General features: G+C 72.0%; 19 protein-coding genes. 8 read left to right on the top strand and 11 right to left on the bottom strand.

Annotated elements, in window-relative coordinates:
• The first annotated feature begins 8 nt into the window (after positions 1-8).
• The 3 genes from ACFRIC_RS10885 (at position 9) to ACFRIC_RS10875 (ending at position 4,327) form a co-directional block, all read left to right on the top strand.
• The gene (locus tag ACFRIC_RS10885; RefSeq protein WP_382782620.1) at positions 9-917 is read left to right on the top strand and encodes a pyridoxamine 5'-phosphate oxidase family protein; all 909 of its coding nucleotides are present in this window, start codon (positions 9-11) and stop codon (positions 915-917) included.
• 299 nt (positions 918-1,216) lie between these two features.
• Complete coding sequence (locus ACFRIC_RS10880; RefSeq protein WP_382782617.1) at positions 1,217-3,001, top strand: TIGR03767 family metallophosphoesterase; 1,785 nt, start codon at positions 1,217-1,219, stop codon at positions 2,999-3,001.
• 90 nt (positions 3,002-3,091) lie between these two features.
• Entirely contained in the window at positions 3,092-4,327 is a 1,236-nt protein-coding gene (locus ACFRIC_RS10875; protein WP_382782616.1) for a serine hydrolase domain-containing protein, read from the top strand.
• On the opposite strand, the gene ACFRIC_RS10870 is transcribed toward ACFRIC_RS10875, so the two are convergent.
• The 3 genes from ACFRIC_RS10870 to pepN all read right to left on the bottom strand — a co-directional run bounded on the left by ACFRIC_RS10870 (position 4,324) and on the right by pepN (position 9,260).
• Positions 4,324-4,899 carry a cysteine hydrolase family protein gene (locus tag ACFRIC_RS10870; protein WP_382782613.1) on the bottom strand — a complete coding sequence of 192 codons (576 nt, stop codon included), beginning with the start codon at positions 4,897-4,899 and terminating at the stop codon, positions 4,324-4,326. The two genes, ACFRIC_RS10875 and ACFRIC_RS10870, sit on opposite strands and share 4 nt — an antisense overlap.
• A gap of 169 nt (positions 4,900-5,068) precedes the next feature.
• Complete coding sequence (locus ACFRIC_RS10865) at positions 5,069-6,127, bottom strand: hypothetical protein (protein ID WP_382782610.1); 1,059 nt, start codon at positions 6,125-6,127, stop codon at positions 5,069-5,071.
• Positions 6,128-6,665: 538 nt separating this feature from the next.
• Positions 6,666-9,260 (bottom strand): aminopeptidase N, encoded by a 2,595-nt coding sequence (pepN, locus tag ACFRIC_RS10860; protein ID WP_382782607.1) that lies wholly within the window; start codon positions 9,258-9,260, stop codon positions 6,666-6,668.
• Positions 9,261-9,453: 193 nt separating this feature from the next.
• Between pepN and ACFRIC_RS10855 the strand changes: the two genes are divergently transcribed.
• Both ACFRIC_RS10855 and ACFRIC_RS10850 read left to right on the top strand, forming a co-directional pair.
• The gene (locus tag ACFRIC_RS10855) at positions 9,454-10,122 is read left to right on the top strand and encodes a DsbA family protein (RefSeq protein WP_382782605.1); all 669 of its coding nucleotides are present in this window, start codon (positions 9,454-9,456) and stop codon (positions 10,120-10,122) included.
• Between the two features lie 189 nt (positions 10,123-10,311).
• Positions 10,312-10,938 carry a histidine phosphatase family protein gene (locus ACFRIC_RS10850; RefSeq protein ID WP_382782602.1) on the top strand — a complete coding sequence of 209 codons (627 nt, stop codon included), beginning with the start codon at positions 10,312-10,314 and terminating at the stop codon, positions 10,936-10,938.
• A 97-nt stretch (positions 10,939-11,035) separates the two neighbouring features.
• Here the strand turns inward: ACFRIC_RS10850 and ACFRIC_RS10845 are convergent, their stop codons facing one another.
• The 6 genes from ACFRIC_RS10845 to ACFRIC_RS10820 all read right to left on the bottom strand — a co-directional run bounded on the left by ACFRIC_RS10845 (position 11,036) and on the right by ACFRIC_RS10820 (position 18,084).
• Complete coding sequence (locus tag ACFRIC_RS10845; RefSeq protein ID WP_382782600.1) at positions 11,036-11,929, bottom strand: TauD/TfdA dioxygenase family protein; 894 nt, start codon at positions 11,927-11,929, stop codon at positions 11,036-11,038.
• 100 nt (positions 11,930-12,029) lie between these two features.
• Positions 12,030-13,430 (bottom strand): LLM class flavin-dependent oxidoreductase, encoded by a 1,401-nt coding sequence (locus tag ACFRIC_RS10840; RefSeq protein ID WP_382782598.1) that lies wholly within the window; start codon positions 13,428-13,430, stop codon positions 12,030-12,032.
• Positions 13,427-14,164, bottom strand: a complete 738-nt coding sequence (locus ACFRIC_RS10835; RefSeq protein WP_382782595.1) for an ABC transporter ATP-binding protein — start codon at positions 14,162-14,164, stop codon at positions 13,427-13,429. The genes ACFRIC_RS10840 and ACFRIC_RS10835 overlap by 4 nt, the downstream gene beginning before the upstream one ends.
• Positions 14,140-15,240 carry an ABC transporter permease gene (locus tag ACFRIC_RS10830; protein WP_382782592.1) on the bottom strand — a complete coding sequence of 367 codons (1,101 nt, stop codon included), beginning with the start codon at positions 15,238-15,240 and terminating at the stop codon, positions 14,140-14,142. Before ACFRIC_RS10830 ends, ACFRIC_RS10835 begins: the two co-directional genes overlap by 25 nt.
• 5 nt (positions 15,241-15,245) lie before the next feature.
• Positions 15,246-16,346, bottom strand: coding sequence for an ABC transporter substrate-binding protein (locus ACFRIC_RS10825; protein ID WP_382782589.1), 1,101 nt, complete (start codon positions 16,344-16,346; stop codon positions 15,246-15,248).
• A 535-nt stretch (positions 16,347-16,881) separates the two neighbouring features.
• Positions 16,882-18,084 carry an ROK family protein gene (locus ACFRIC_RS10820; RefSeq protein ID WP_382782587.1) on the bottom strand — a complete coding sequence of 401 codons (1,203 nt, stop codon included), beginning with the start codon at positions 18,082-18,084 and terminating at the stop codon, positions 16,882-16,884.
• 593 nt (positions 18,085-18,677) lie between these two features.
• On the opposite strand from ACFRIC_RS10820, the gene ACFRIC_RS10815 reads away from it, so the two are divergent.
• Entirely contained in the window at positions 18,678-19,262 is a 585-nt protein-coding gene (locus ACFRIC_RS10815) for a biotin transporter BioY (RefSeq protein ID WP_382782584.1), read from the top strand.
• A gap of 96 nt (positions 19,263-19,358) precedes the next feature.
• Here ACFRIC_RS10815 and ACFRIC_RS10810 read toward each other — a convergent pair whose 3' ends face one another.
• Entirely contained in the window at positions 19,359-20,078 is a 720-nt protein-coding gene (locus tag ACFRIC_RS10810; RefSeq protein WP_382782779.1) for an LPXTG cell wall anchor domain-containing protein, read from the bottom strand.
• Between the two features lie 127 nt (positions 20,079-20,205).
• Between ACFRIC_RS10810 and ACFRIC_RS10805 the strand changes: the two genes are divergently transcribed.
• The gene (locus ACFRIC_RS10805) at positions 20,206-22,266 is read left to right on the top strand and encodes a protein kinase (RefSeq protein ID WP_382782581.1); all 2,061 of its coding nucleotides are present in this window, start codon (positions 20,206-20,208) and stop codon (positions 22,264-22,266) included.
• 84 nt (positions 22,267-22,350) lie between these two features.
• On the opposite strand, the gene ACFRIC_RS10800 is transcribed toward ACFRIC_RS10805, so the two are convergent.
• Positions 22,351-23,835, bottom strand: coding sequence for an amino acid permease (locus ACFRIC_RS10800; RefSeq protein WP_382782578.1), 1,485 nt, complete (start codon positions 23,833-23,835; stop codon positions 22,351-22,353).
• A gap of 259 nt (positions 23,836-24,094) precedes the next feature.
• Here ACFRIC_RS10800 and ACFRIC_RS10795 point away from each other — a divergent pair, with 259 nt between their 5' ends.
• Positions 24,095-24,589: a ribose-5-phosphate isomerase gene (locus tag ACFRIC_RS10795; protein WP_382782576.1), complete on the top strand. Its 495-nt coding sequence runs from the start codon at positions 24,095-24,097 to the stop codon at positions 24,587-24,589.
• Positions 24,590-24,605: the final 16 nt, after the last annotated feature.

Here is a 24,605-nt window from a genome sequence, read left to right as displayed (position 1 = left end):
GAGTCGTCATGACGTATCACTCCGGCTCGCGCGCCATCCAGGACCGGGTCGGCGTCCGGGACCTCGCCGATCACGTGGGCCGGGCCGTCGGCCAGGGCATCCGGCCCGTGGCGGCCGCGTTCCTGGAACTCCAGCCCATGCTGGTCGTCGGCGCGGCCGCCCCGGAGAGCGGCACGCCGACGGAGGGAGGGGCCGCCCCTGCGGGAGGCGGCGTGTGGGCCTCGCTGCTCACCGGACGGCCGGGATTCGTGCGGGCCACCGGGCCCCGGCAGATCTCGGTCGTGGGCGGCCTCCCGGCCGGCGACCCGCTCACCGGCGCGCTCGCCACCCCGGGCACCGCCGTCGGCACCATCGCACTCGACCCGCGCACCCGTCGCCGTATGCGCCTCAACGGCCGGGTCCGGCCCACCCCGCGCGGCTTCGCCGTCGAGGCCGACCAGGTCTTCGCCAACTGCCCCAAGTACCTCCAGCAGCGGCAGACCTACGAGACGGTGACCGGCCGGGAGCCGGGCGCTCCCCGGCACGGCAGGGAACTCACCCCCGCCCAGCGGGAGTTCGTCGAGACCGCCGACACCTTCTTCCTCGCCACGGTCCACCCGCACGGCGCCGACGCCAGCCACCGCGGCGGCAACCCCGGCTTCGTGCGCGTCGACGCGCCCGGCGAACTGAGCTGGCCCGACTACCCCGGGAACTCCATGTTCCTGACCCTCGGCAACCTCACCGCCGACCCGCGCGCCGGTCTGCTCTTCCTGGACTGGACCTCGGGATCGCTGCTCCAGCTCACCGGCACGGCCCGTACCGAGTTCACCCCCGACGGCGGGAGGACCGTCCGCTTCACCCTCGCCGAGGCCGTCGAGACGCCCGCTGCCAGCCCGCTGCGCTGGTCCGCTCCCGCCTACTCCCCGGCGAATCCATGAACGCGCGGGCGAATCCGTGAACGGCCGGGCGCGACCGCGAACGCCCCCGCGGCGCACCCGGATTCACCTCCCCTACCCCGCAAAGTGAACACGGAGTGACCGTCCACCGGCCGTTCGGACAGGACTCCATGGACGTCCAGGGTGCGCGGAGATCGACGTACGGTGATCGGCGTCGCCCGTTGCCGCCCAGTTAACGCGCAGGTCATCCCCAGTGCCAACGATCCAGTACGAGCGGGGAGTTCGCCAGTCGAGCCCCCCGCGGCCACTGCCGACGCGTTCGCACTCGGGGAGACCGCGCCATGCCGCGCATACGCTCTGTCGCCACCGTACCCGCCCTCAACCGCCGCACCCTGCTGGCCGCCACCGGAGCCGTGTCCCTCTCCGCGGGGATCGGTCTGGCCCTGCGCCCGCAGTCCCCGGCGCACGCGTCGACGGCCGCCCAGGCGCCCGTCGCCGACTCCGTCGCCCACGCCGAGGGACGGATGGCCACCACCGGCCCGAAGGCTCCGGCCGCGCTCGTCCCGTACACCCGGGGCACGACCCTGGGCTCCGTCGCCACCCCGCGCTCCGGTTCGACCGGCTACCGCAGGCTCGGCGACGGCGCCGGCTGGAAGCGCGTCGTGCGCGACGAACTGGCCGCGCCCAAGACGGGCCGTGCCGACCGGCGCACCGCGCTCGCCGCGTTCGTGCAGCTCACCGACCTGCACCTGATCGACTCCCAGCACCCGCTGCGCCTGGAGTACCTGCGCTCCCAGAGCAAGAGCGCCTGGCGCCCGCAGGAGGCGCTGACCGTCGCGGGCGCCGTCTCCCTGATCGAGCGGGTCAACTCGCTGCACGGAGCCCCCGCCACCGGGGCTCCGCTGCACTTCGTCATGACCACCGGGGACAACACCGACAACAACTCCAAGACGGAGCTGGAGTGGTTCCTGAAGGTCATGAGCGGCGGCCGCATCACCCCCAACAGCGGTGACCCGCGGCACTACGAGGGTGTCCAGGCCAGCAACCTGAAGACCTACTGGCAGCCCGACGCCGCCCTGCGCGACGCCGACAAGCAGCTCGGCTTCCCGCGCATCCAGGGCTTCCTGGCCGCGGCCATCCGCGAGGTGCGCAGCCCCGGCCTGAAGCTGCCCTGGTACTCCACCGTCGGCAACCACGACGCCCTCCCGCTCGGCTGCTACGGGTCGCGCGGCGACTCCTACCTCACCGACTTCGCCGTCGGCGGCAAGAAGCTGATGTCGCTGGGCTCGGCGGAGGCCACCACGCTCGCCAAGAGCATCAAGAACGGCAGCAGTCCCAAGGGCGCCGCCTTCCACGACCTGCTCAGGGCGCACGCCCGCGAGATGCGCTCGGTCACGCCCGACGAGAAGCGCGCCCCGTTCACCCCCGCCGAGTACATCAAGGCGCACCTCGACCCGGCGAACACCGGACCGGGCCCGATCGGCCACGGCTACTCCTCCGCGAACCTCTCCGCGGGCACCCAGTACTACACGTTCCGGATCGCCGAGGACGTCATCGGCGTCAGCCTGGACACCACCGACCCGGGCGGCCACTACGAGGGCTCCATCGGCACGGCGCAACTGCGCTGGCTGGAGCGGACACTGCGCGAGAACGCGGACTCGTACGTCATCGTCTTCAGCCACCACACCAGCAAGACGATGCGCAACACCCACGCCGACCCCGCCCACCCGACCGAGCAGCGGCACGGCGGTGACGAGGTAGTCGCCCTGCTCGCCCGCTACAGCAACACGCTGGCCTGGGTGAACGGACACACCCACAAGAACGAGATCATCCCGCACGCCGCCGCCGGCAACCGCTCCTTCTGGGAGATCTGCACCGCCTCCCACGTCGACTTCCCCCAGCTCGCCCGGGTCATCGAGCTGGTGGACAACAAGGACGGCACGCTCTCGCTGTTCACCACGCTCATCGAGTCCGCGGCCCCGCACGCCACGGACTTCTCCGACCTCACCCAGACCGGCCTCGCGGCGCTGTACCGCGAGCTCTCCTTCAACGCCCCCGGCGCCCGCACCGACCTGTCGGGCACCTCACGCGACCGCAACACCGAGCTGATCCTGAAGAAGGGCTGAAAAAGGATCAACCCGCGCCGACCGGGCAACCCGACGGTGTCCCCTCGTGTCCCTCCCCCCGACCGAGTCCCACAGCGAGACGGGGAAGACATGAGGGTTCGTACGGCACTGGTGGGGGCGATCGCCGCGGGGGTCGCGGTGACGCAGGCGGGCATCGCGACGGCGGCGCCCGCGAAGGACGGCCACGCGCCGACACGGCAGGCCATGGAAGCGGCCGTGCACGCCGGTGTCCCGGGGGTGACGGCGAAGGCCGTGGACCGGCACGGCGCCTGGTCGGCCACCGCGGGCGTCGGAGATCTCAGGAGCGGCGCACCGCGGTCCGCGGACGACCGCTACCGCGTCGGCAGCATCACCAAGACGTTCATCTCCACCGTCCTGCTCCAGCTAGAGGCGGAGGGACGGCTGTCCCTGGACGACACCGTGGACACCTGGCTGCCCGGCGTGGTGCGCGGCAACGGCAACGACGGCACCGCGATCACCGTCCGCCAACTCCTCAACCACACCAGCGGGATCTTCAACTACACCGCCGACGACGGCTTCGGCGCCACCTATCTCGCCAGGGACGGATTCCTCCGGCACCGCTACGACACGCTCACCCCCGGACAACTCGTCGCCGTCGCGCTGTCCCACGAGCCGGACTTCGCCCCGGGCGCGTCCTGGAACTACTCCAACACCAACTACGTCCTGGCCGGCATGGTGATCGAGAAGGTCACCGGACGGTCCTACGCCTCGCAGATCCGCGACCGGATCATCAAGCCCCTCAAGCTGCGTGCCACCTCGCTGCCCGGCACCCGCGTCACGCTCCCCTCACCCAGCAGCAGGGCGTACTCCAAACTCGCCGAGACCACGACGGGACCGACCTACGACGTCACCGCTCTGAACCCCTCCTGGGCGTCCTCCGCGGGGGAGATGATCTCCGACAACGCCGACCTGAACCGCTTCTACACCGCGCTCCTGCGCGGCAGGCTCCTGCCGCGCGAGCAGCTCCGGGAGATGCGGACGACGGTCGCCGTCGACGGCGTCCCGGGCATGCGCTACGGCCTGGGCCTCCTGGAGGGGACGCTGAGCTGCGGCGTCCGGGTCTGGGGCCATGACGGAGGCATCCACGGCTCGTCCACCGTCGCCCTCGCCACCGCGGACGGCCGCCATTCCCTCGCCTTCAACTTCAACGGCGACTGGGCGGGCGACAGCCTGGCGGTCGCGGAGGCGGAGTTCTGCGGGACCCCGCCGACCGCGCCGACCGCGACGAACCCGTCCCAGGACCGGTCCGAGCACTCCCGGAGCCTGTCCCGGGGTCTGTCCCAGGCCCTGGGCGACCGGCTCTAGCCGGCGGCTCCGCCCGCTCCGGCGGCGAAGCTCACGTTCGCCGTCTCCACGGTGTCCCCGCGCCGACCGGGCGCGCGCTGCTCCCGCCAGTACAGATTGGTGTGGGCGACGACCTCGGCCGGGGTGGGGGCGCCGTACGCGGTGAGGTCCTCCGTGGTGTGGGCGTCGCCGACCAGCGTGACGTCGTACCCCCGGGTGAAGGCGCTGTGGAGCGTGGAGCGGACGCACATGTCGGTCTGGGCGCCGGTGACCACGACATGACCGACGGCCCGCTCGGCGAGGAGGTCCTCCAGCTCGGTGGCCTCGAAGGAGTCGCCGTACTTCTTGTGGACGACCGGCTCCGCCTCCGCGCGGACCAGCTCCGGCACGTACTGCCAGGAATCGCTGCCGTACTTCATGTGATCGTCGGAGTGCTGCACCCAGATCACCGGCACGGCCTCGGCGCGAGCTCTGGCGACGAGGGTGTCGATGTTCGCGATCACGCCCGCGAGGCCGTGGGCGCCGTCCACCGCTCCGTGCTGCATGTCGATCACCAGCAGCGCCGTGTTCGGGCGGTCGGGCAGGGTCGTCATCGCGCTCTCCTGTCTTCGGTCCGGCTCGTCACGCAGGCGCGTCCGTCCAGGGAAGTCCTGCTCGCACCACAGTAGATCCGGGCACTGACAAAGCCACCGGAAACCGGGAGAGGGCCCGCGAGAACGGCTCACGGGCCCTCTCCCTCCCCTCCGGGCGCGGCCCTGTCCGTCACGACCGGGGCAGCACCACGACATACGCGGCCGGATCCCGGTCGTTCGCCGCCATGAGAGCGGTCCGAACGATCGTGGCCTGCTGCTCCATCGCGTCCCTGAGCCTTCGCGGGGTGATGTGGACGACGGTGACGCCCAGCCGCTCCAGATGCTCGCGCCTGCGGGTCCGCTCGGCGGCCCGGGCGTCGTCCGCGTCCTGGAGCGGGGTCCGGGTGTCCAGCTCGACCGCGACCGCCTGCTCGGGCCAGTACGCGTCGACCGCGCCGAGGCGCGGGCCTCCCGGCAGCCGCAGCTCGACGTTCCAGACCGGGTCGGGCAGCCTGTGTTCGAAGACCATCCGGTACAGCCGGTTCTCCGCGATCGCCCGGCCCTCCGCCACCAGCGAGTCCACGGCGTCCACCACGTGCGGGCGGTCGAGCAGCCGGGCCGCCGTCAGCTCCTCCACGACCGAGCGCGGTTCGCAGTAGCCGCGGCGCACCGCCTCCGTCAGCAGCGCGCGCACGGTCTCCGCGTCGGTCAGCTCCGCGACCGCGTCGGCCAGCGCGCGGGGGACGGCGGAGACCGGCACGCCCGCCACGAACACGGGCGCCGGCAGCACGGTCGTCCGCACGATGCGGACACAGCCGGCCGAGCGCAGCCGGCGGAGCCGGGGGACGAGCACGTCGATCGTGTCGAGGGAGGGCAGCGGCGGGGCGCAGTCGAAGCCGTGCAGGGCCAGGGCCGCCAGGCCGGTGATCAGCGCGTCCGCGGCGGGCCGGGGCGTGCACGGCTCCGGGGAGCCGGGCTGGGCGGGGACGCGGGGCGCCGTACGGGCGGAGGGCGGCCGGGCGGTGTAGAGCAGCGCCGCGTGCAGCCGCTCCTCCGGCGTGGGTGGTCCCGGACGCAGCAGGAAGACGCCGGGAAGGATCCGCTGCCAGGGACCGCCGGGGCGGCACCGCTCGTTGGCGTCCGCGGCCGTCACGCCGTGGTCGCGCAACCGGGCGGAGGTCAGAACCCGCTGCCGTACGCGGGACGTGGAGTGGAGGGCGCGGGGGGAGATGGGGGTGCCGTGACTCATGGTCCGGGGTTTTCCGCCGCCGAGCCGACTTCTAACGGCTGTTACCCGCCCGTCGGCGAATCGGGACAACCGCCCTCGGGTGCACGCGCGTTCGACCGGGTAAAGCCGCTGGTCCGCGTGCGTGTTAATAGGGGTTACGGCTGTGCATACCTGCATTTCGTAACCAATGCGCGGATCGGATGAGTCAACCGAGTCGCGGATCGGATCAGTTCACCGGAGACACACCGGGGCACCCCGTCGGCGGGCCCGGCGGCCCGATCCCGGAGCCCGCACCGGTCTCGGGGCGCCCGGGACGCGGAGGCGGCACCGGTCGCGTCCCCGGTGGCGCGGCGGCCTGGTCCCTGAGGTCGGCTCCGGTCGCGCGCGGCCGGCTGGTCGCGGCGGCCTGCCCTCGGGGCCGGCACCGGTCGCGTCGCGTCGGCGGGCGCGAGTGGCCCGGTCCAGGAGGCGGCGGCGGTCGGCCCGGTCCGGCCGAGGAGGGCACCGGCGCCCCAGGCGTCCGGTGCCCTCCTCGGTCGGGTCCGTGGCGGACCGGTGATCAGCCCGCGGCGGCGATGTCGCGGGCCTGCCCCCGCAGCGCCCGCGCCAGATCGTCCCGCGACTCCAGCACCAGCCGGCGCAGTGCCGGCGGCGCGTCCTCGTGCGCCGCGAGCCAGGCGTCCGTCGCGGCCAGGGTCTCCGGGGAGTCCTGGAGCGAGGGGAACAGCCCCCGGACGACGTCCATGCCGATCTGGATGGACCGCTCCGCCCACACGCGCTCGATGGCGGCGAAGTACTTCGCGGTGTACGGCTCCAGCAGGTCCCGCCGGGACGGCTGGCCGAAGCCGGAGATCGTCGCCTCGACGAGGGCGTTGGACAGCGCGTCGGACTCCACGACCGCCGCCCAGGCCTGCGCCTTGACCGCGGCCGAGGGACGGGCGGCCAGACAGCGGACCTGGTGCCGCTTGCCGGACGCCGTGTCGTCACGGGCGAGTTCGGCGGCGAGGACGGACTCGTCGGCGGCGCCCCGCGCGGCCAGCGGCTCCAGGAACGCCCAGCGCAGCTCCTGGTCGACGTCGAGACCGTCGATCTTCGCCGTCCCTTCCAGCAGACCCTGGAGGAGCTGGAGGTCGGCCTCGGAGGAGGCGACGGTGGCGAAGAACCGGGCCCAGGCGAGCTGGTGCTCGCCACCCGGCTCGGCGAGCCGCAGCTCCTTCAGCGCGCCCTCGGCGAGCAGCGCCCCGCCCTCCTCGCGCCATCCGGGCGCCGCGTAGTTGACGAGCGCGGAGTTCGCCCAGGCCTGGAGCATCTGCAGGACGCCGATGTCGGACTCGCGGCCCGCGAACCGCAGCACCAGGGCGATGAAGTCCCGGGCCGGCAGGATCGCGTCGCGCGTGAGGTTCCACAGCGCCGACCAGCACAGGGCCCGTGCGAGCGGGTCGGTGATCTCGCCGAGCGCGTCCCGCAGCGTGGCCAGCGAGCCCTCGTCGAAGCGGATCTTGCAGTACGTGAGGTCGTCGTCGTTGACCAGGACGAGCGCCGGGGCCTGCGCGCCCGCGAGCTCGGTGACGATCGTGCGCGGCCCGTCGACGTCGACCTCGGCGCGCGCGTACCGCACGAGCGGACCCTCGCCGTCCTCACGGTGGTACAGGCCCACGGCCACCCGGTGCGGGCGCAGTTCGGGATGCGACTCGGGCGCCTCCTGGAGCACCGCGAGCTCGCCGATCCGCCCCTCCGCGTCCAGGATCACCTGCGGGGTGAGGGAGTTGACGCCCGCGGTCTGGAGCCAGGACCGGGACCAGGCGGCCATGTCCCGGCCGCTCGTCTCCTCCAGGGCCGACAGCAGATCGCCGAGGCGGGTGTTCCCGTACGCGTTCCGCTTGAAGTAGCGGCGCGCGCCCTCCAGGAAGGCGTCCTGTCCGGCGTACGCCACCAACTGCTTCAGGACGGAGGCGCCCTTGGCGTAGGTGATGCCGTCGAAGTTCAGCTTGGCGTCCTGGAGGTCACGGATGTCGGCCGTGATCGGGTGGGTGGACGGGAGCTGGTCCGCCCGGTAGGCCCAGGCCTTGCGGCGGTTGGCGAACGTGATCCAGGCGTCGGTGAAGCGGGTCGCGCCCACGTTCGCGAACGTGCCCATGAAGTCCGCGAAGGACTCCTTCAGCCACAGGTCGTCCCACCAGACCATGGTGACGAGGTCGCCGAACCACATGTGCGCCATCTCGTGCAGGATGACGTTCGCCCGCGCCTCGTACGACGTCTGCGTCACCTTGCCGCGGAAGATGTACTCCTCGCGAAACGTGACGAGCCCCGGGTTCTCCATCGCGCCGAGGTTGTACTCGGGCACGAACGCCTGGTCGTACTTCCCGAAGGGGTACGGGTAGTCGAAGTGGTCGTGGAAGAAGTCCAGGCCCTGCTTGGTCACCAGGAACACGTCGTCGGCGTCGAAGTGGGGGGCCAGACCCTTGCGGCACATCGCGCCGAGGGGGATCTCCAGCGTCGTACCGTCGTCGAAGACGCGGGAATAGGAGTCCGTCACATAGTGGTACGGGCCCGCCACGACCGCCGTGATGTACGTCGAGATCGGCTTGGTCTCGGCGAACTTCCACACGCCGTCGACGAGTTCGCCGACCCCGTTGCTCCAGACGGTCCAGCCCTCGGGGGCCCGTACCTCGAAGCGGAACGGCGCCTTGAGGTCCGGCTGCTCGAAGTTCGCGAAGACACGCCGCGAGTCGGCGGGCTCGTACTGCGTGTACAGATACACCTCGCCGTCCTCCGGGTCGACGAAGCGGTGCATGCCCTCGCCGGTACGGGAGTAGGCGCACTGGGCGTCCACGACGAGCTCGTTCTCGGCGGCCAGCTCCTCCAGGCGGATCCGGGAGCCGTCGAACACCTCACCCGGGTCGAGGTCCCGCCCGTTGAGCGAGACGGCCGTCACACTCGGCGCGATCAGGTCCGCGAAGCTCGCCGCGCCCGGCTCGGCGCAGCGGAAGCGGAGCGTGGTGACCGAGCGGAAGGTGCGGGGCCCGCCGCCCGACCCGCCGGGTTCCGTGTCCCCGACGGCCGAGCGCAGGTCGAGGAAGACGTCGTAGCTGTCGACGGACAGCAGTGCCGCCCGCTCCTGGGCCTCGTCGCGGGACAGATTCTCACCGGGCACGGCTGCACTCCCTCATGGCGTCATAGACATGTGCGAACAGGGCCGATCCTCCCATGTGCTCCTTACGGCGGGCAGCGCGGCGGCGGCGACACAGGGGAATCCCCATGGCCACCCTCGAATCGCACGGATGCGCGGGAATGGTGCGGGCGCGTGCCGGTGTTGCCACGGGAAACACCGCGTTCCGAGGAGAAGCATGCCCGAGCAGACCGCTCAGACCAGTTCCGGCAAGACCCCCGTCGACTTCTGGTTCGACCCGCTGTGCCCCTGGGCCTGGATGACCTCGCGCTGGGTGCTGGAAGTGGAGAAGGTCCGCGACATCGAGGTCCGCTGGCACATCATGAGCCTCGCCGTACTGAACGAGCCCAAGCTCGACGAGCTTCCCGAGAACTACCGCGAGATGCTCGCGACCACGGCGTGGCAGCCCGTCCGGGTGGTCACCGCCGCCTGGCAGAAGCACGGCGACGACGTCCTCGGCCCGCTGTACACCGCGCTCGGCAACCGTTTCCACAACGACGGCGCGGGCCCGACCAAGGAAGCGATAGCCGGCGCTCTCGAAGAGGTGGGGCTCCCCGCCGACCTGATCGACTACGCCGACCAGGAGGACTTCGAGTTCGACGCCGAGCTGCGCGCCTCCCACAAGGAGGGCATCGACAAGGTCGGCCAGGACGTCGGTACCCCGGTCATCGCCGTGCCCGGCTCCGACGGCGAGCAGCTCGCCTTCTTCGGCCCGGTCGTCACCCCGGCCCCCAAGGGCGAGGACGCCGCCAAGCTCTGGGACGGCACGCTCATGGTCGCCTCGGTGCCGGGCTTCTACGAGATCAAGCGCACGCGGACGGCGGGACCGGACTTCAGCAACCTCTAGCCCCTTCGTCACCCCGCACCCTGCACCCCGGACCCGGTCCCGGTCCCGCGCGGACCGGCCCGGCGACGGGGTGTCCCGTGCCCGCCGGCGGGGGTGTCGTGCGTGGCGGCCGGTGTGCCGCGCCCGGTCCCGGGCCGGACTTCTCGTGGTGCGCCCGCGGGCCCGGCCCGACCTGGATACTGCGGCCTCATGAGTACTACGAGCCGCAGTACGACCCTCCTCCTGGCCCGGCACGGGCAGACCGTCTGGCACGCGGAGAACCGCTACGCCGGAGTGAGCGACGTCCAGCTCACCGAGGAGGGCCGCGCCCAGGCGGAGGCCCTCGGCCGCTGGGCCGCCGCGCACCCCGTCGACGCGATCTGGACCTCGACCATGTCCCGTGCCGTCGCCACGGCCGAGCCCGCGTGCCGCGCCCTCGGGCTGGTCGCCCGGCGTGAACCCGCGCTGCGCGAATGCGACTTCGGGGTGCTGGAGGGCCGCACGCTCGCCGAGTTCGAGCTGGAGAACCCGGTCCGGGCCAAGGCGTTCCGCGCCGATCCGGTGTCCTATCCCTTCCCCGAGGCGGAGGATCCCCGCACCGCGGCGGCCCGGGGGACCCGCGCCCTGCGCCGGATCGCCGAGGCCCACCCCGGCGAGCGCGTGCTGGTCGTCGCCCACAACACCCTGCTGCGGCTGGTGCTGTGCGCCGCGCTGTCCGTCCCGCTGGGCGAGTACCGCCGCGTCCTGCCGGGCCTGCGCAACGCGGCGATCACCGAACTCCGGCTGGAGGACGGGGCGGCCGCCCTGATCTCGTTGAACGTGCCGTGCGGGCCCTGACGGACGGCCCCCGCGAGGGGGATCCTCGCGGGGGCCGCCCCGTCGTCCGCCGTCCGGCGTCCGTTGTTCGTCGCCGGTCACACGATCCGGTACGGCGTCACGCGGCCACCGACGTGTAGTGCGAGGCGTCTCCCTCGATCGAGTGACTCTCCTTGCCCTCGATGCCGACCGGCACGTCACCGGCGACCGTCACCCGGTGCAGCCGGCGCGGCAGACCGTCGTAGTTGTCGATCGCGTAGTGCTGGGTGATCCGGTTGTCGAACAGGACGAGCTGGTTCGGGGACCAGCGCCAGCGCAGCACGTTCTCGGGCCGGGTGACGTACGCCTGGAGCAGGTCGAGGATCTTGCGGGACTCGCCCACCGACAGCCCGATGATCCGCTGCGCGAACCCGCCGATGAACAGGCCGCGTTCACCGGTCAGCGGGTGCACCCGGACGACCGGGTGCGCTGTGCGGAACTTGATGGAGGTGAACTGGGCTCGCTGCGCGGCCTGCTCCTCGTCGATGTTCTCGTCCGGCACCGCGTAGTCGTAGTCGTTGGTGTGCTCGGCCCACAGGGTGTCGGCGAACGCGCGGAGCGGTTCGGGCAGATCGCGGTAGGCGGCCGCGGAATTGGCGATGAGCGTCTCACCGCCGTACGGCGGCACGGTGATGCTGCGCAGGGTGCTGGCCTGCGGCGGGTTGAGCACGAAGGTCACGTCGGTGTGCCAGTGGTTGGCGCGGCCCCGCTCGCTGTCGACGGGCAGCACGTTCGGGGCGCCGTCCACGGCGGGCACCGTGGGGTGCGCGGTGGTGAGGTCGCCGAAGTGACGGGCGAAGGCCTGCTGCCCCTCGTCGTCCAGGTCGACGTCGTCGAAGACCAGCGCCTTGTGCTCGTCGAGGGCTGTGCGCAGGGCGGCGGCGGTGATGTCGTCCAGGGGCTTGGAGATGTCGACGCCCAGGACGCGGGCACCGATGTGCGCGGTGACCTTCTGGATCTCGATGTCCGACATGGGTACGGGTCCTTTCGGTTCGGCCGTTCGGGGGTTCGGGGATTCAGGGATTCGGGGTTCGGGATTGGGGCTCGGGGAGCGCGAACGGGGTCAGGCGGGGTCAGGCGAGAGCGGACGCGGTCGCCTGGGTGGGTGCCGGTGCCGGTGCCGACGCGGGAAGCGTGGTCGCCGTCGTGGCCGGAGTCGCGTACCGGTTGGCCGGGCGCGGCAGCCCGTAGCGCTCCCGCAGGGTCTGCCGGGGCCCGTACTCCCGGCGGAGCAGATCCCTCTCGCGCAGGATCGGCACCACGTGGTCGACGAAGAGGTCCAGGCCGGACGGCAGCACGGGGGGCATGATGTTGAAGCCGTCGGCGGCCCCGCCGCGGAACCACTCCTCGATCGCGTCGGCGACCTGCCCGGGCGTCCCGGTGAAGGTCAGATGGCCCCGCCCGCCGCCGAGCCGGCCGATCAGCTCGCGGACCGTGAGCCGCTCGCGCCGGGCGAGCTCCACGACGAGGGTGTAGCGGCTCTTGGCTCCCTCGACGGCGCTCTCCGGCGGCAGGTCGGCGGGCAGCCGCTCGTCCAGCGCGAGCGTCCCGGCGGGCAGTTGGAGCAGCGACTCCAGCCGGGCCACGCCGTGGTCGTACACGATGTGGTCCTCCAGGGCCTGTTCGAGCCCGCGTGCCTCGGCCTCGGTGGAGCCGATCACCGGGACGATGCCGGGCAGCACCTTGACGTGCTCCGGGTCGCGTCCCGCCCGCCGCGCACGGGACTTGAGGTCGCCGTAGAAGGCCCGCGCGTCGTCGAGGGTCTGCTGCGCGGTGAACACCGCCTCCGCGGAGCGGGCGGCGAAGGCCCTGCCGTCCGCCGAGGAGCCCGCCTGCACCAGCAGCGGGTGACCCTGCGGTGTGCGCGGCACGTTCAGGGCGCCCTCGACACGGAAGTACGTGCCCTTGTGGCGCGGCGGATGGATCTTGTCGTCGTCGCCCCAGACCCCCCGCTCCTTGTCGGCGACGACCGTGTCGTCCTCCCAGCTGTCCCAGAGCTTCAGCGCCACGTCCACGAACTCCGCGGCGCGGGCGTACCGTTCGGCGTGGGCGGGCTCGTGCTCCAGGCCGAAGTTGCGGGCCGCCTCGGCACCCGCGGTCGTCACGATGTTCCAGCCGGCCCGCCCGCCGCTGATGATGTCCAGCGAGGCGAACGTGCGGGCCAGGTTGTAGGGCGAGTTGTACGACGTCGACGCCGTGGCGATCAGGCCGATGTGCTCGGTCGCCGTCGCCAGCGCGGTGAGCAGGGTCAGCGGTTCCAGCGCCCCGGCCGGCCGCTGCGCCACCCGGCTCCAGAGCTGGGGGCCGTCCGCGAGGAACAGCGAGTCGAACGTGCCGCGTTCGGCGATCCGCGCCAGCCGTACGTAGTGGTCGAGCCGGACGTGCGCGTACGGGTCGCTCTCCGGCAGCCGCCACGACGCCTCGTGGTGGCCGGTGTTCATCAGGAACGCGTTCAGGTGCAGTCGGCGGGTCATGCGTGGTCCTCCGTGACGCCGAGGGCGGCGAGCAGCCGTTCGCGGTACTCACCGAGCAGCGGTTCGCGGTACGAGCGGGGGTGCGGGCGGTCGATGGTCAGGTCGACGCCGATGCGGCCGTGGTCGAGCACGAGCACCCGGTCGGCCAGCACGATCGCCTCGTCCACGTCGTGCGTGACGAGCAGCACGGACGGCCGGTGGCGTTCCCACAGTTCGCGCAGCAGCACGTGCATACGGATCCGGGTGAGCGCGTCCAGCGCCCCGAACGGCTCGTCGGCCAGCAGCAGTTCGGGTTCGCGGACGAGCGAGCGGGCCAGGGCGGCGCGCTGTGCCTCGCCGCCGGACAGCTCGTTGGGCCAGGCCCGTTCCCGCCCCGCGAGTCCCACCTCCGCCAGGGCCGAGCGGCCCTTCTCGGCGGCCTCCCGGCCGTCCGTGCCCAGCAGGACGTTGTCGAGGACGCGGCGCCACGGCAGCAGCCGGGAGTCCTGGAAGACGACGGACACCCTTTGCGGGGCGGTGAGTTCGCCGCTCCCGGCGACGCCGTGATCGAGGCCGGCGATGGCGCGCAGCAAGGTGCTCTTGCCGGAGCCGCTGTGGCCGAGCAGTGCGGTGAACTGGCCCGCCGGGAGGTCGAGGTCGATTCCGTCGAGGACCGTGCGGCCCTCGAACGACCGGGTGAGTCCGCGCAGACGGACCGTGTCGGGACGGGTCAGTTGCTGAGCGTGCGTCGCCATGACAGCACCTTTCGTTCGACGAGACGAACCGCGCTGTCGGAGACGAGCCCGAAGATGCCGTAGATCAGCAGGCCGACGAGGATGATGTCGGTCCGGCCGTAGTTCTGGGCCTGGAACATCATGTAGCCGAGGCCGCTGGTGGCGTTGATCTGCTCCAGGACGACCAGGGAGAGCCAGGAGCCGGTCACGCCGAGCCGGAGCCCGACGAAGAAGCCCGGCAGCGCGCCGGGGATCACGATCTCCCGGACGAAGCGGAGCCTCGACAGCCCCTGGACCTCGGCGAGTTCCACGAAGCGGTGGTCGATGCCGGACAGCGCGGAGTGCAGGTTCAGATAGATCGGGATGTAGACGACGATGGCGATGATCGCGATCTTGAAGGTCTCGCCGATGCCCAGCCAGAGGATGAACAGCGGGATCAGACCGAGGGTCGGGATCGCCCGGTTGAGCTGCACGGTCCCGTCGATCAGCGCCTCGCCGACGCGGCTGAGCCCGGACGCGAGGGCGAGGAGGACACCTGCGGTCAGGCCGAACGCGAAGCCGTATCCCGCGCGCTCCAGGGAGGTCAGCACATCGGTGGGCAGGGTGCCGTCGGTCCACAGGTGACCGGTGGTCCGCAGCACCGTCCAGGGCGCGGGGATCGCGCCGGGATCGAGCTGTCCGGCGGCTGAGGCGACGGCCCACAGGGCGAGGAACAGCGCCGGTCCGATGAGCCGGGAGGCGGGCAGCCGCTTGCCGGGCGCGAGACCGCGCCGCCGCGCACGGGGGGCTCGCCGGAACCGGCGCTCCCGGCGCTCCCCGGGTGCGGCCCCGCCGCCCGCCGCCGCGTCGGCCGCGTCGGCCGCTTCGGCTGGCTCCGCCTCGACCGCCGCTGTCCCGGCTCCAGCTCCGGCTCCGGTCCCGGTCCCGGTCCCGGGCGTGGCCGCAACCGTGGTCCCGGTCTCCTTCCCGGGTGCGGCCGAGGCCTCGGTCCCGGTCTCGTTCCCGGCCGTGGCCGTGGCCGTGGCCGTGGCCGCGGCCCGAGCCGCCGTCTCGGTGTCGGTGGTGTCCGGAGTCGCGGTCGTGGTCCTGGTCGTCATGGCCGTCACTTCCGGTATTCCGCGGGCACGGCCCTGGCGGCGATGGCCTCGAAGCGCCGGTCGAAGAGCGAGCCGACCTTGAAGCCCTTCACGAAGCCGCCCTCCGCGAGCAGATCGGCGGTCTCCTGCTCCCACTTGACGGCCTCGTCCCAGCTCGGCGGGAACAAGGGCTTGTTGGCCAGGGCGGTGATCGCCTGCGCCTGCGGAAGGGTCAGGTTCTGCGTCTTGACGTAGAACTCCTCGTTCCAGGCGTCGGGGTGCTCGTACGCCCACACCTGGCCCTTCGCCCAGCGCGGGATGTACGCGGCGACCGCGGCGGCCTTCGCGCGGTCGGCCAGCACCGACGACGGAGCCCAGAGCAGGTTGAGCAGGTCCACCACGTCGGTCGTGATGGTGTGGGCGCCCTTGGACCCGTACTGCTTGAGATAGGCCGGCGCCTGGCTGTTCGCGAGCGGGGCGATGTCCACCTGGCCCGCCTGGAGCGCCGTGAGGAACTGGTTGCTGGTCAGCGGTACGAGGGTCACGTCGTCGTAGGCGATGCCGGCCTGCTTCAGGGCGCGCAGCAGGACGACGCCCTGCGCCTGCCCCTGGGAGAAGGCCAGCTTCCTGCCCTTGAAACCCTGGACGTCCTTGATGTCGCTGCCGGGCTTCGTGGCGAACAGGTAGTTGGGCTTGCGGGTGATGTTGATCGCGACGATCTTCGCGTCGAAGCCCTGGAAGTGCGCCTGGATCGGCGGGATGCCCGCGTTGTTGCCGACGTCCAGGGACTTGGCGCGGAAGGCGTTGATGACGTCGGGTCCGGCGCCGATGTTCACCCAGTCGGAGACGGTGAACGGCAGGTCGGACAGCCCCGCCAGCTTGAACTGGAGTTCCTGGACGCCCTGGTACGAGGCGATCTTGAGCTCGGTGCCCTGCGGCACCTTGCCGGACAGGGGCGCCGACAGGTCCCCCTGGGACCGGCTGCCGGCCGCGCTCGCACCGGCGCAGCCGCTCAGGCCCGCCGCCGCGGCGGCACCGACGAGGGAGGACAGGAACACGCGCCGGTCGACACCGGACGCGGACAGGGGAGAGGAGGAACGCGTGGACCGTGCGGACAGTGGTGGCATGGAAGGACTCCGGGGATTCCAAGTGGCGGGAGGGCGCGCGAGGTTCCGGGCAGGGCGAGGCCGGAGGGGACGCGGGCGCGCCGAAGGGACGCACGCCGGTGGCGTGCCTGAAGAGACGGGCGATCAGGGCGACGACAGCCGAAGCGCCCGCCTGACGGGAGGCGTCGGCCGGCCGATCGTGGGGAGGCGTGCCGCGCGAGGCGGGGCGTGTGCGGCTGTGGCGGCGTCCGGGCGGCCCTCGGGTGAAGGCCGCCTGCGGATCCCGCGCTCCGGCGGATCAGCCGGAGAGGGGACCGGCCGGCCGGCGGCTCGGCGCGTCAGCGGATCGGCGTCCCGAAGGACCGGCGACACGGTGCCGGTGACGAGACGTCAGGGGCGACCGGTCGGCGACAAGGGGTCAGCAACAACGTGTGCGTGCGACCCGCATCAGGTCGACCACACGGCACTTGGTGAGCGGAACCTGCACCCGCGCGCTGCTCATGTCCACGATGCTCCTGTTCGGGAACGAGCCCTGTCAACATTCCGACTTTCTGAATTAATTAGCGCCCGGTGAGCGGCCCGGAGAGCCCAGCGGGTCGCGGTACAGGACGTCGAGCACGACCGATCCGCCCGCCACGGCGAGCACCGAATCGGGGAAGCTGGTGGGCACGACCGCCGACGCCCGCGCGGGTCCCACCGCCTCGCGCAGCGCCTCCAGGCAGTCCTCCCGGTGTATGGCGCCGATCTCGGTGACGACGACCGTCTCCGGGTTGAGCACGTCGAGCAGCAGCCCCGCGGCCCGCCCGACCATCCGCGACCGCTCCGTCAGCAGTCCCACGGCCAGTAGGTCGCCCGCGGCCGCCGCGGAGACCACGTGCATCGGGTTCGAGCCGTCCGTGACGCCGAGTTCCCGGGCCCGCCGGCACAGCGTCCGTTCGCTCAGCTCGGCCTGGAGGCACCCCGTCCGGCCGCAGTCGCACCGCTCCGAGCCGCCCGTCAGCGGCAGATGGGCGATCGCGCCGGCCTGCGAGCGGGGTCCGTGGTGCACCTGGTCGTGCGTGGCGAAGGCGGCGTCCACCACGTTGCCGGCGAACAGATGAAGGACGCTCCGGCTGCCCCTGGCCCGCCCGAACAGCCGCTCCCCGTTGACCAGCGCCCGCGCGTGGCCGTCCACATGGACCGGCAGCCCCGTACGCGCTCCGAGGGTCTCCCGGACGGCCACGTCGTACCAGCCCAGCAGCGGGTGCTCCACGATCGTGCCGGACTCGGCGTCCACCCAGCCGCCCGCCGCCACACCGACGCCGAGCGCGGTGCGGCCGGGAACACCGGCGAGGAGCGCGGTGATCGCCTCGGCGGCGTTCGCGAGGACCCGGCCCGGCTCGGTGCCCTCGTGCCGCAGCCGCTTCTCGGCGAGGACCCGGCCGCGCAGGTCGAGCAGCGCGACGGTCGTGTACGGCACGGCCACGTGCACCCCGCCGACCACGAAGCGGGAGTGGTCCAGATCGACCGGGAGGTGCGGCCGCCCGACCCCGCCCGACCTGAGGGGTGCGGCGGCCTCACGGATCAGGCCCCGCTCGGTGAACCGTGCGCAGTAGTCGGTCACCGACGCCGGGGAGAGTCCGGTCAGCCGCGAGATGGTGCTGCGGGCGACCGGCCCGTGCTCCAGCACCGACCGCAGGATCACGCTGGCGCTCGCCCGGCGCCGGTCGAGAACGGGGGAGGGAGGGGACAGGGAAGGGGGTGCCACCGTACTGGCCATGGAGTTCATCCTCGGGAGCTGGTCCGGCCGGGCGCCGTCACGTACGCCACGCCGCGACAGCCGCGACATGGCCTGGTGGGGTCCGCTGTGGTCTCGTCCCGGCGGGCCGGATCCGCTCCGCCCCGCCTCAGGAGGCGTGGCGACAGGTGGCGGTTCCCTGGCGTCGCAGGTCGACATAGCGACGCGACGAGAAGTTCAGGGCCTGGGGAACCATGGGGTGAAGGGTAGGGGCTCGCCGGGTGGACCTGCCAGATGCGCCCACGGACCGGACACCGCCTGCCGGACGCGCCCACGGACCGGCGCCCCCTCCGCCCGGCGGTCGAGCGCCCGACGGAGCCTTTGGTGAGTCCCCACAGTCCGGCCCCCGAACCGACCCGTAGCGAAAACGACGTCACCTCAGTGACCAGCATCACCTTCGGGCAGGTGTACCAGGCACTCTTTGTAAGGAGCCCACCAAGCCGTTGATCCGCGCTTTGTCGAGCGCTGACGGTGATCACCCGTGCACCCCTGGGATAGCGTCGCCGTGTTCCGACCTGTCCTTCCCCCGGGCCCTCCATGGGCCGAGGGGGCAACCCCTGTTCGCCGGAGTCCTCATGAGCACCGCTGTCGCCACGCCCTCCCGCCCGGGCGAGGTCCTCGCCGACCTTCTCCCGGCCTCCCGCGTCCGTGACGCCGCCCTCGTGCTCGGAGGTGCCGCGCTCACCGGTCTCGCCGCGCAGATCTCGCTGCCCGTCCCGGGTTCCCCGGTGCCGGTGACCGGCCAGACCTTCGCCGCGCTGCTCGTCGGCACCGCGCTCGGCGCCCGCCGCGGCTTCCTGTCGCTCGCGGTGTACGCGCTCGTGGGCATGGCCGGCGTCCCGTGGTTCGCGCAGGGCGGCTCCGGCGCCTCGGCCCCGTCCTTCGGCTACATCCTCGGCATGCTGCTCGCGTCGACCGTCGTGGGCGCCCTCGCCCGCCGCGGCGCCGACCGCTCCGTGCTGCGCATGGCGGGCACGATGCTGCTCGGCGAGGCGATCATCTACGCGATCGGCGTGCCCTACCTGGCCCTGGCCACCGGCATGTCGGCGAGCGCGGCCGTCGCGGCGGGCCTCACCCCGTTCCTGATCGGCGACGCTCTCAAGGCCGCCCTGGCGATGGGCATCCTGCCCACGGCGTGGAAGCTCGTCGACAAGAAGTGACGCCCGCGCCGGTGAGGCGATGACGTCGAGGCCCGCCCGGTCGGTTTCCGACCCGGCGGGCCTCCGCGCGTTCCCGGCCGCCGGTGTGCCCGGCGCTCAGTGCTCCCGCCGCGGCCTGCGGCCGGCCCACCACAGCCCCGCCGCTCCGGCCGACATCAGCGCCGCGCCCGCCAGACCGAGCGGCACGACCTCTTCTCCGGGTCCCGTCTTCGGCAGTCGGTCGCCGCCCGGTGCCACAGGTTTGTTGTCGGTGCCCAGCAGCAGTGGGGTCGCCGGGGCGTTCGGGGACGGATTCGTCGTACCGAACGGGACCGGGCCCTGCTGCCAGTACGTCTTCTTCCCGTCGCCCGTCTGGACCGGAAGGCAGATCTTGCCGGTCCGGCTCACATCGAACGTGGCCTCGACGTCGTACGTTTTCGATTCACCCGCCGCGAGATTCCCGGTGGAACAGATGAAACCGCTGTTCGACCCCTTCGGCAGATTCTTTTCCGCCATGGCGGTGCAGCCTTCGACGTTCTTGACCTTCAGGCCGTCGAATCCGACGACCAGCAGCCTGATATCGCCGCTCTCCTTGGTCCCCCCGTTCTTCACCGTGGCGGAAATGGCCGTCTTTTGAGTACTGTTGTCGACCGAGATCTTCTCCGGCAGCAGCGTGGTCACCCGCACACCCGCCGGCGCCTCGTCCACCGCCTTTCCGCCCTTGCCGCTCCCCGGTCCGCCGTCGTCCGCGACAGCGGTCCAGGAAAGGATCATCATGGTCGAGAAACATGCTGTGAGCAGGGATCCCGTCATGATGGTCGTCCGACGAGAACTCATGTTCGCCCCCCTTGGCCGCGCCTGAATTCGCAGTACTTGAAGAGGTACCACAAGATTTCTCCGCACTATGCTGGTACGGCCCGAAGTGTGACCCTTGTGGTTCCGTCGTTACGGGCGGTCGTGGCTGATGTTCAGGGGGGTGCAGGAAATGTCGGCGAACGTACAGGGTGGTGTTCCGGGATTATTGGTGACCGGACGTTATCGGCTGGTCGAGAGTATTGGTCAGGGGGGAATGGGGCGGGTGTGGCGAGCCGCCGACGAAATGCTCGACCGGCAGGTCGCGGTCAAGGAAATGCGCATCGACGGACTCGATCCCGAGGGCACCAGGACCCGCCGGGAGCGCACCCTGCGCGAGGCGAGGGCGACGGCCCGGATCGACCATCCCGGCGTCGTGCGCGTCTACGACGTCGTGGACGCGGGCGAGCGGCTGTGGATCGTCATGGAACTCGTCGCCGGCCGTTCGCTGGAACGGATCGTGGCCGAGGGCGGACCGCTGGAGGCGCGCGAGGCGGCCCGCGTCGGTCTCGAACTGGTCGGGGCGCTGCGGCAGGTGCACGCCCAGGGAGTGCTGCACCGCGACATCAAGCCGGGCAACGTCCTGGTCGAGAGCGCCGGGCGGAACCGCGTCGTCCTCACCGACTTCGGCATCGCCGCGCTCCAGGACGCCGAGGCCCTCACCATGGTCGGCATGCTGGTCGGTTCCCCCGACTACATGGCGCCCGAGCGGGTCTCCGGCCGCCCGCAGGGCCCGCCCTCCGACGTGTGGTCGCTGGGCGCCACGCTCTGCGCGGCCCTCGGCGGCCGCTCCCCGTTCTCCCGGTCCACCACCCTCGCGACCCTGCACGCCGTTCTCTACGAGGAGCCCGAACTCCCCGCTGAGGTGGGGGAGTTGCGGGAGATCCTGGCCGCCCTCCTGGAGAAGGACCCGACCGCGCGCCCCGGTCTGGAGGAACTGGAGACAGCACTCGCGGACCTCACCCCCGCCCCACGACCCGCCCCACGACCCGCACCCGCCCCACGACCCGGCCCCGACCCCGCCCCGCAACTCGAAGTCGCACCACGCCCCGCACCCGCCCCGCAACCCGCACCCGCCCCACGACCCGGCCCCGACGTCGCACCACGACCCGACCTCGCCCCACGACCCGGCCCCGCCCCACGACCCGCACCCGCCTCGCAACCCACGCCCACCCTGCAACCCACGCCCGCCCCGCAACCCGCACCCGCCCCGCAACCCGCACCCGCCCCGCAACCCACGCCCGCCCCGCAACCCACGCCCGCCTCGCAACCCGCGCCCATCCCGGACCCCGAGGCCGCAGCCGCCGTCCAGGGGCCGGGGCTCTCGGGGGTGGCCAGTGCCTCCACCGAAGCCGCCTCCGGACCGCGTACGGAACCCGGCTCCGGAGTTCCCTCCCGGCGGCCCACGGTGCGCGTGCCCGTGGTGCCGGAGCCGCACGAACTCCCGGAGCCCGCCGTGCCGTCCGGCCCCCCGGGCGGCGGACGCCGGAGCCCCGACCCGAGCCGGGGCGAGAGCGGGAGCGGGGGCCAGGACCGGGGCCGGAGCCGGTCCGTTGCCCGGCGGCGCGGCGCGTTCGCCGCCGCCGGGATCGTCGCGGCGGGAGCCGTCGCCTGGGCCGTCGTGGCCCTGACCGGCGGATCGAGCGGCGGCGCGGGCGCCGCCACGCACCCGTCCGCGTCGACCGCCTCCGCCGCCGAAGGCCCCTCGTCCCCGGCGCCCACCGTCGAGGGCACCTCGCGTCCGCCCACCCTGCCCGCGGGAGCGCGCCGGGAGGCCGGGGGCTACGCCTGGGTGCCCCCCAAGGGCTGGCGGCGCGATCCGCAGACCGGCTCCGAGGTGCACTACACCTCGCCCGACGGCACCCAGGAACTGGCGGCCAAGTCGTCCATCGCCAGGGGGAATCTGCTGGACACCTGGACGACCTCCGAGCGGAACGCCCACCAGGGGCAGGACTACCGGAAGATCCGGCTGGAGCAGACGATGTTCCGCGGCCGGACCGCGGTCGTCTGGGAGTACACCTTCACGCTCAGGGGCGTGAGCTGGCACGCGCGGCTGCTCGGCTTCGACACCGACGGGAAGTCGTACCAGATCAACACCTGGTACCACGAGGACGTCGAGGGCCGCGCGATCGAGGTCTACGACCGGGTCAGGGACGGCTTCACCGTGCTGTGAACGACGGCTTCACCGTGCTGTGAACAGGGAGGGGCCCGCGGCGGTGTGCCGCGGGCCCCTCCTCGCTCGGGCTTCGGGGGCGGGTCAGGCGCCGACCTCGGCCCGGGTCTTCTCCGGCGCGTCGCTCTCGACCCGCGCGGAAGAACGGGAACCCGCGCCGGCCTTCTGCCGGACGAGGGCGATGACCAGCACGATCGCCGCGACCATCAGCGACAGCAGCACGGTCTCCCGGCCGTCGTGTTCGGTGTCGGTCAGCATGTAGCCGAGCACGAAGACGATCATCGCGGCGGTCGCCCAGGTCAGGTACGGGTAGAGCCACATCTTCACGACGAGCTTCTCCGGCGCCTCGCGCTGGATGATCTTCCGCATCCGGAGCTGCGAGAAGCAGATGACCAGCCACACGAACAGGGCCACCGCACCGGAGGAGTTGACCAGGAAGAGGAAGACCGAGTCCGGGAACTTGTAGTTGAAGAAGACGGCGACGAAGCCGAACACGACCGAGACGACGATGGCGGCCATCGGCACACCGCGCCGGGTGGTCCTGGCGAACATCTTCGGCGCGTCCCCGCGCTCACCGAGCGAGAGGGCCATGCGGGAGGCGGTGTACAGGCCCGAGTTGAGGCAGGACAGCACGGACGTCAGCACGATGAAGTTCATGATCTGACCGGCGTGCGCGATGCCGAGGGAGTCGAGGGCGGCGACGTACGAGCCGTTCTTCTCGATGGACGGGTCGTTCCACGGCAGCAGGGTGATGACGACGAGGATCGAGCCCAGGTAGAAGACGGCGATACGCCAGATGATGCTGTTCGTCGACTTGGTGACGGCGCGCTGCGGGTCCTCGGACTCACCGGCGGCGAGCGTCGCGATCTCGCTGCCCATGAAGGAGAAGACGACCAGGAGCACACCGGTGAGGACCGCGCCGGGTCCGTGCGGCAGGAATCCGCCGTGGTCGGTCAGATTGCCCAGTCCCGCCTTCTCGGCGTCGACGCCGGGCAGCACCCCGAAGATGGCCAGGCCGCCGACGACGATGAACGCGCCGATCGCCACGACCTTGATCCCGGCGAACCAGAACTCGAACTCGCCGTACGAGCCGACGGAGACCAGGTTGGTGGCCGTCAGCACCACCATCACGATGAGCGCCCAGCCCCACTGCGGTACGGCGGGGATCCAGCCCTCGAGGATGTCGGCGCCCGCGGTGGCCTCCACGGCCAGGACCACGACCCAGAAGAACCAGTAGAGCCAGCCGATGGAGAAGCCGGCCCAGCGGCCCAGCGCGCGGTCGGCGTGCGCGGAGAACGAACCCGAGGTCGGGTTGGCGGCGGACATCTCGCCGAGCATCCGCATCACCAGCACCACGAGCGTGCCGACGAGGGCGTACGACAGGAGGATGCCGGGACCCGTCGTGGCGATGCCGGCCTTGGAGCCGACGAAGAGCCCGGCGCCGATGACACCGCCGATGGCGATCATCGACAGATGGCGGTTCTTGAGTCCGGCCTGGAGGCCGCCACCGGGTTCTCCGGGGCCTCCGGAGGCCTGTGCGGCCTTCGTGGGGGTCGGCTGCGAGGTCATGAGGTGGGTTCCTTTGCGCCGGATGAGCAGATTCCCGTACAGAGCGCGCGATCCGTACGAGCGGTGTACGGGGCGCGCACCGGTCCGTTGTGAGGACCGGCGTACAAGTTGGTCCAGTGAAACGGAGGCGATCCGATTCGTGAACCTTTGAATCCAGATCGTTACTTGAGGTTTCCTTGAGGTTCTGTAGGCTGGGTCACAGTTTTGCGTGGTGGGACCCGGCGCGACTGCCCCGAAACGGCCGTGTCACACTCGGACCATGCGCGTGTATCTCGGATCCGACCATGCCGGTCTCGAACTGAAGAACCACCTCGTCGAGTGGCTCAAGGCCGCCGGCCACGAGCCCGTCGACTGCGGGCCCCACATCTACGACGCCCAGGACGACTACCCGCCGTTCTGCCTCCGCGCGGCGGAGCGCACGGTGGCCGACCCGGACGCCCTCGGCGTCGTCATCGGCGGCTCCGGCAACGGCGAGCAGATCGCCGCGAACAAGGTCGCCGGCGTACGGGCCGTCCTCGCCTGGAGCGAGGAGACCGCCGCGCTCGGCCGCGAGCACAACAACGCGAACGTCATCTCCGTCGGCGCCCGGATGCACTCCCAGGAAGAGGCGACGAAGTTCGTCGAGACCTTCCTCGGCACGCCCTTCACCGGCGAGGAGCGCCACGTGAGGCGCATCGAGATGCTCGCGGACTACGAGAAGACCCGGGAACTCCCGCCGATCCCGGCCCACCACCCGCAGCAGCCGCAGGCGTAACACCGACGGGCCGCGT

It is taken from the genome of Streptomyces sp. NPDC056738 (assembly GCF_042790435.1).
Taxonomy (GTDB): Bacteria; Actinomycetota; Actinomycetes; order Streptomycetales; family Streptomycetaceae; genus Streptomyces.
Note: the sequence above shows the minus strand (reverse complement) of the source record. Positions and strands in the feature narration are given on the sequence as shown.

Coding starts and splice junctions, on each gene's coding strand:
- ACFRIC_RS10885 (WP_382782620.1), top strand. CDS start 9: ATGACGTATCACTCCGGCTCGCGCGCCATCCAGGACCGGGTCGGCGTC.
- ACFRIC_RS10880 (WP_382782617.1), top strand. CDS start 1,217: ATGCCGCGCATACGCTCTGTCGCCACCGTACCCGCCCTCAACCGCCGC.
- ACFRIC_RS10875 (WP_382782616.1), top strand. CDS start 3,092: ATGAGGGTTCGTACGGCACTGGTGGGGGCGATCGCCGCGGGGGTCGCG.
- ACFRIC_RS10870 (WP_382782613.1), bottom strand. CDS start 4,899: ATGACGACCCTGCCCGACCGCCCGAACACGGCGCTGCTGGTGATCGAC.
- ACFRIC_RS10865 (WP_382782610.1), bottom strand. CDS start 6,127: ATGAGTCACGGCACCCCCATCTCCCCCCGCGCCCTCCACTCCACGTCC.
- ACFRIC_RS10855 (WP_382782605.1), top strand. CDS start 9,454: ATGCCCGAGCAGACCGCTCAGACCAGTTCCGGCAAGACCCCCGTCGAC.
- ACFRIC_RS10850 (WP_382782602.1), top strand. CDS start 10,312: ATGAGTACTACGAGCCGCAGTACGACCCTCCTCCTGGCCCGGCACGGG.
- ACFRIC_RS10845 (WP_382782600.1), bottom strand. CDS start 11,929: ATGTCGGACATCGAGATCCAGAAGGTCACCGCGCACATCGGTGCCCGC.
- ACFRIC_RS10840 (WP_382782598.1), bottom strand. CDS start 13,430: ATGACCCGCCGACTGCACCTGAACGCGTTCCTGATGAACACCGGCCAC.
- ACFRIC_RS10835 (WP_382782595.1), bottom strand. CDS start 14,164: ATGGCGACGCACGCTCAGCAACTGACCCGTCCCGACACGGTCCGTCTG.
- ACFRIC_RS10830 (WP_382782592.1), bottom strand. CDS start 15,240: ATGACGACCAGGACCACGACCGCGACTCCGGACACCACCGACACCGAG.
- ACFRIC_RS10825 (WP_382782589.1), bottom strand. CDS start 16,346: ATGCCACCACTGTCCGCACGGTCCACGCGTTCCTCCTCTCCCCTGTCC.
- ACFRIC_RS10820 (WP_382782587.1), bottom strand. CDS start 18,084: ATGGCCAGTACGGTGGCACCCCCTTCCCTGTCCCCTCCCTCCCCCGTT.
- ACFRIC_RS10815 (WP_382782584.1), top strand. CDS start 18,678: ATGAGCACCGCTGTCGCCACGCCCTCCCGCCCGGGCGAGGTCCTCGCC.
- ACFRIC_RS10810 (WP_382782779.1), bottom strand. CDS start 20,078: ATGAGTTCTCGTCGGACGACCATCATGACGGGATCCCTGCTCACAGCA.
- ACFRIC_RS10805 (WP_382782581.1), top strand. CDS start 20,206: ATGTTCAGGGGGGTGCAGGAAATGTCGGCGAACGTACAGGGTGGTGTT.
- ACFRIC_RS10800 (WP_382782578.1), bottom strand. CDS start 23,835: ATGACCTCGCAGCCGACCCCCACGAAGGCCGCACAGGCCTCCGGAGGC.
- ACFRIC_RS10795 (WP_382782576.1), top strand. CDS start 24,095: ATGCGCGTGTATCTCGGATCCGACCATGCCGGTCTCGAACTGAAGAAC.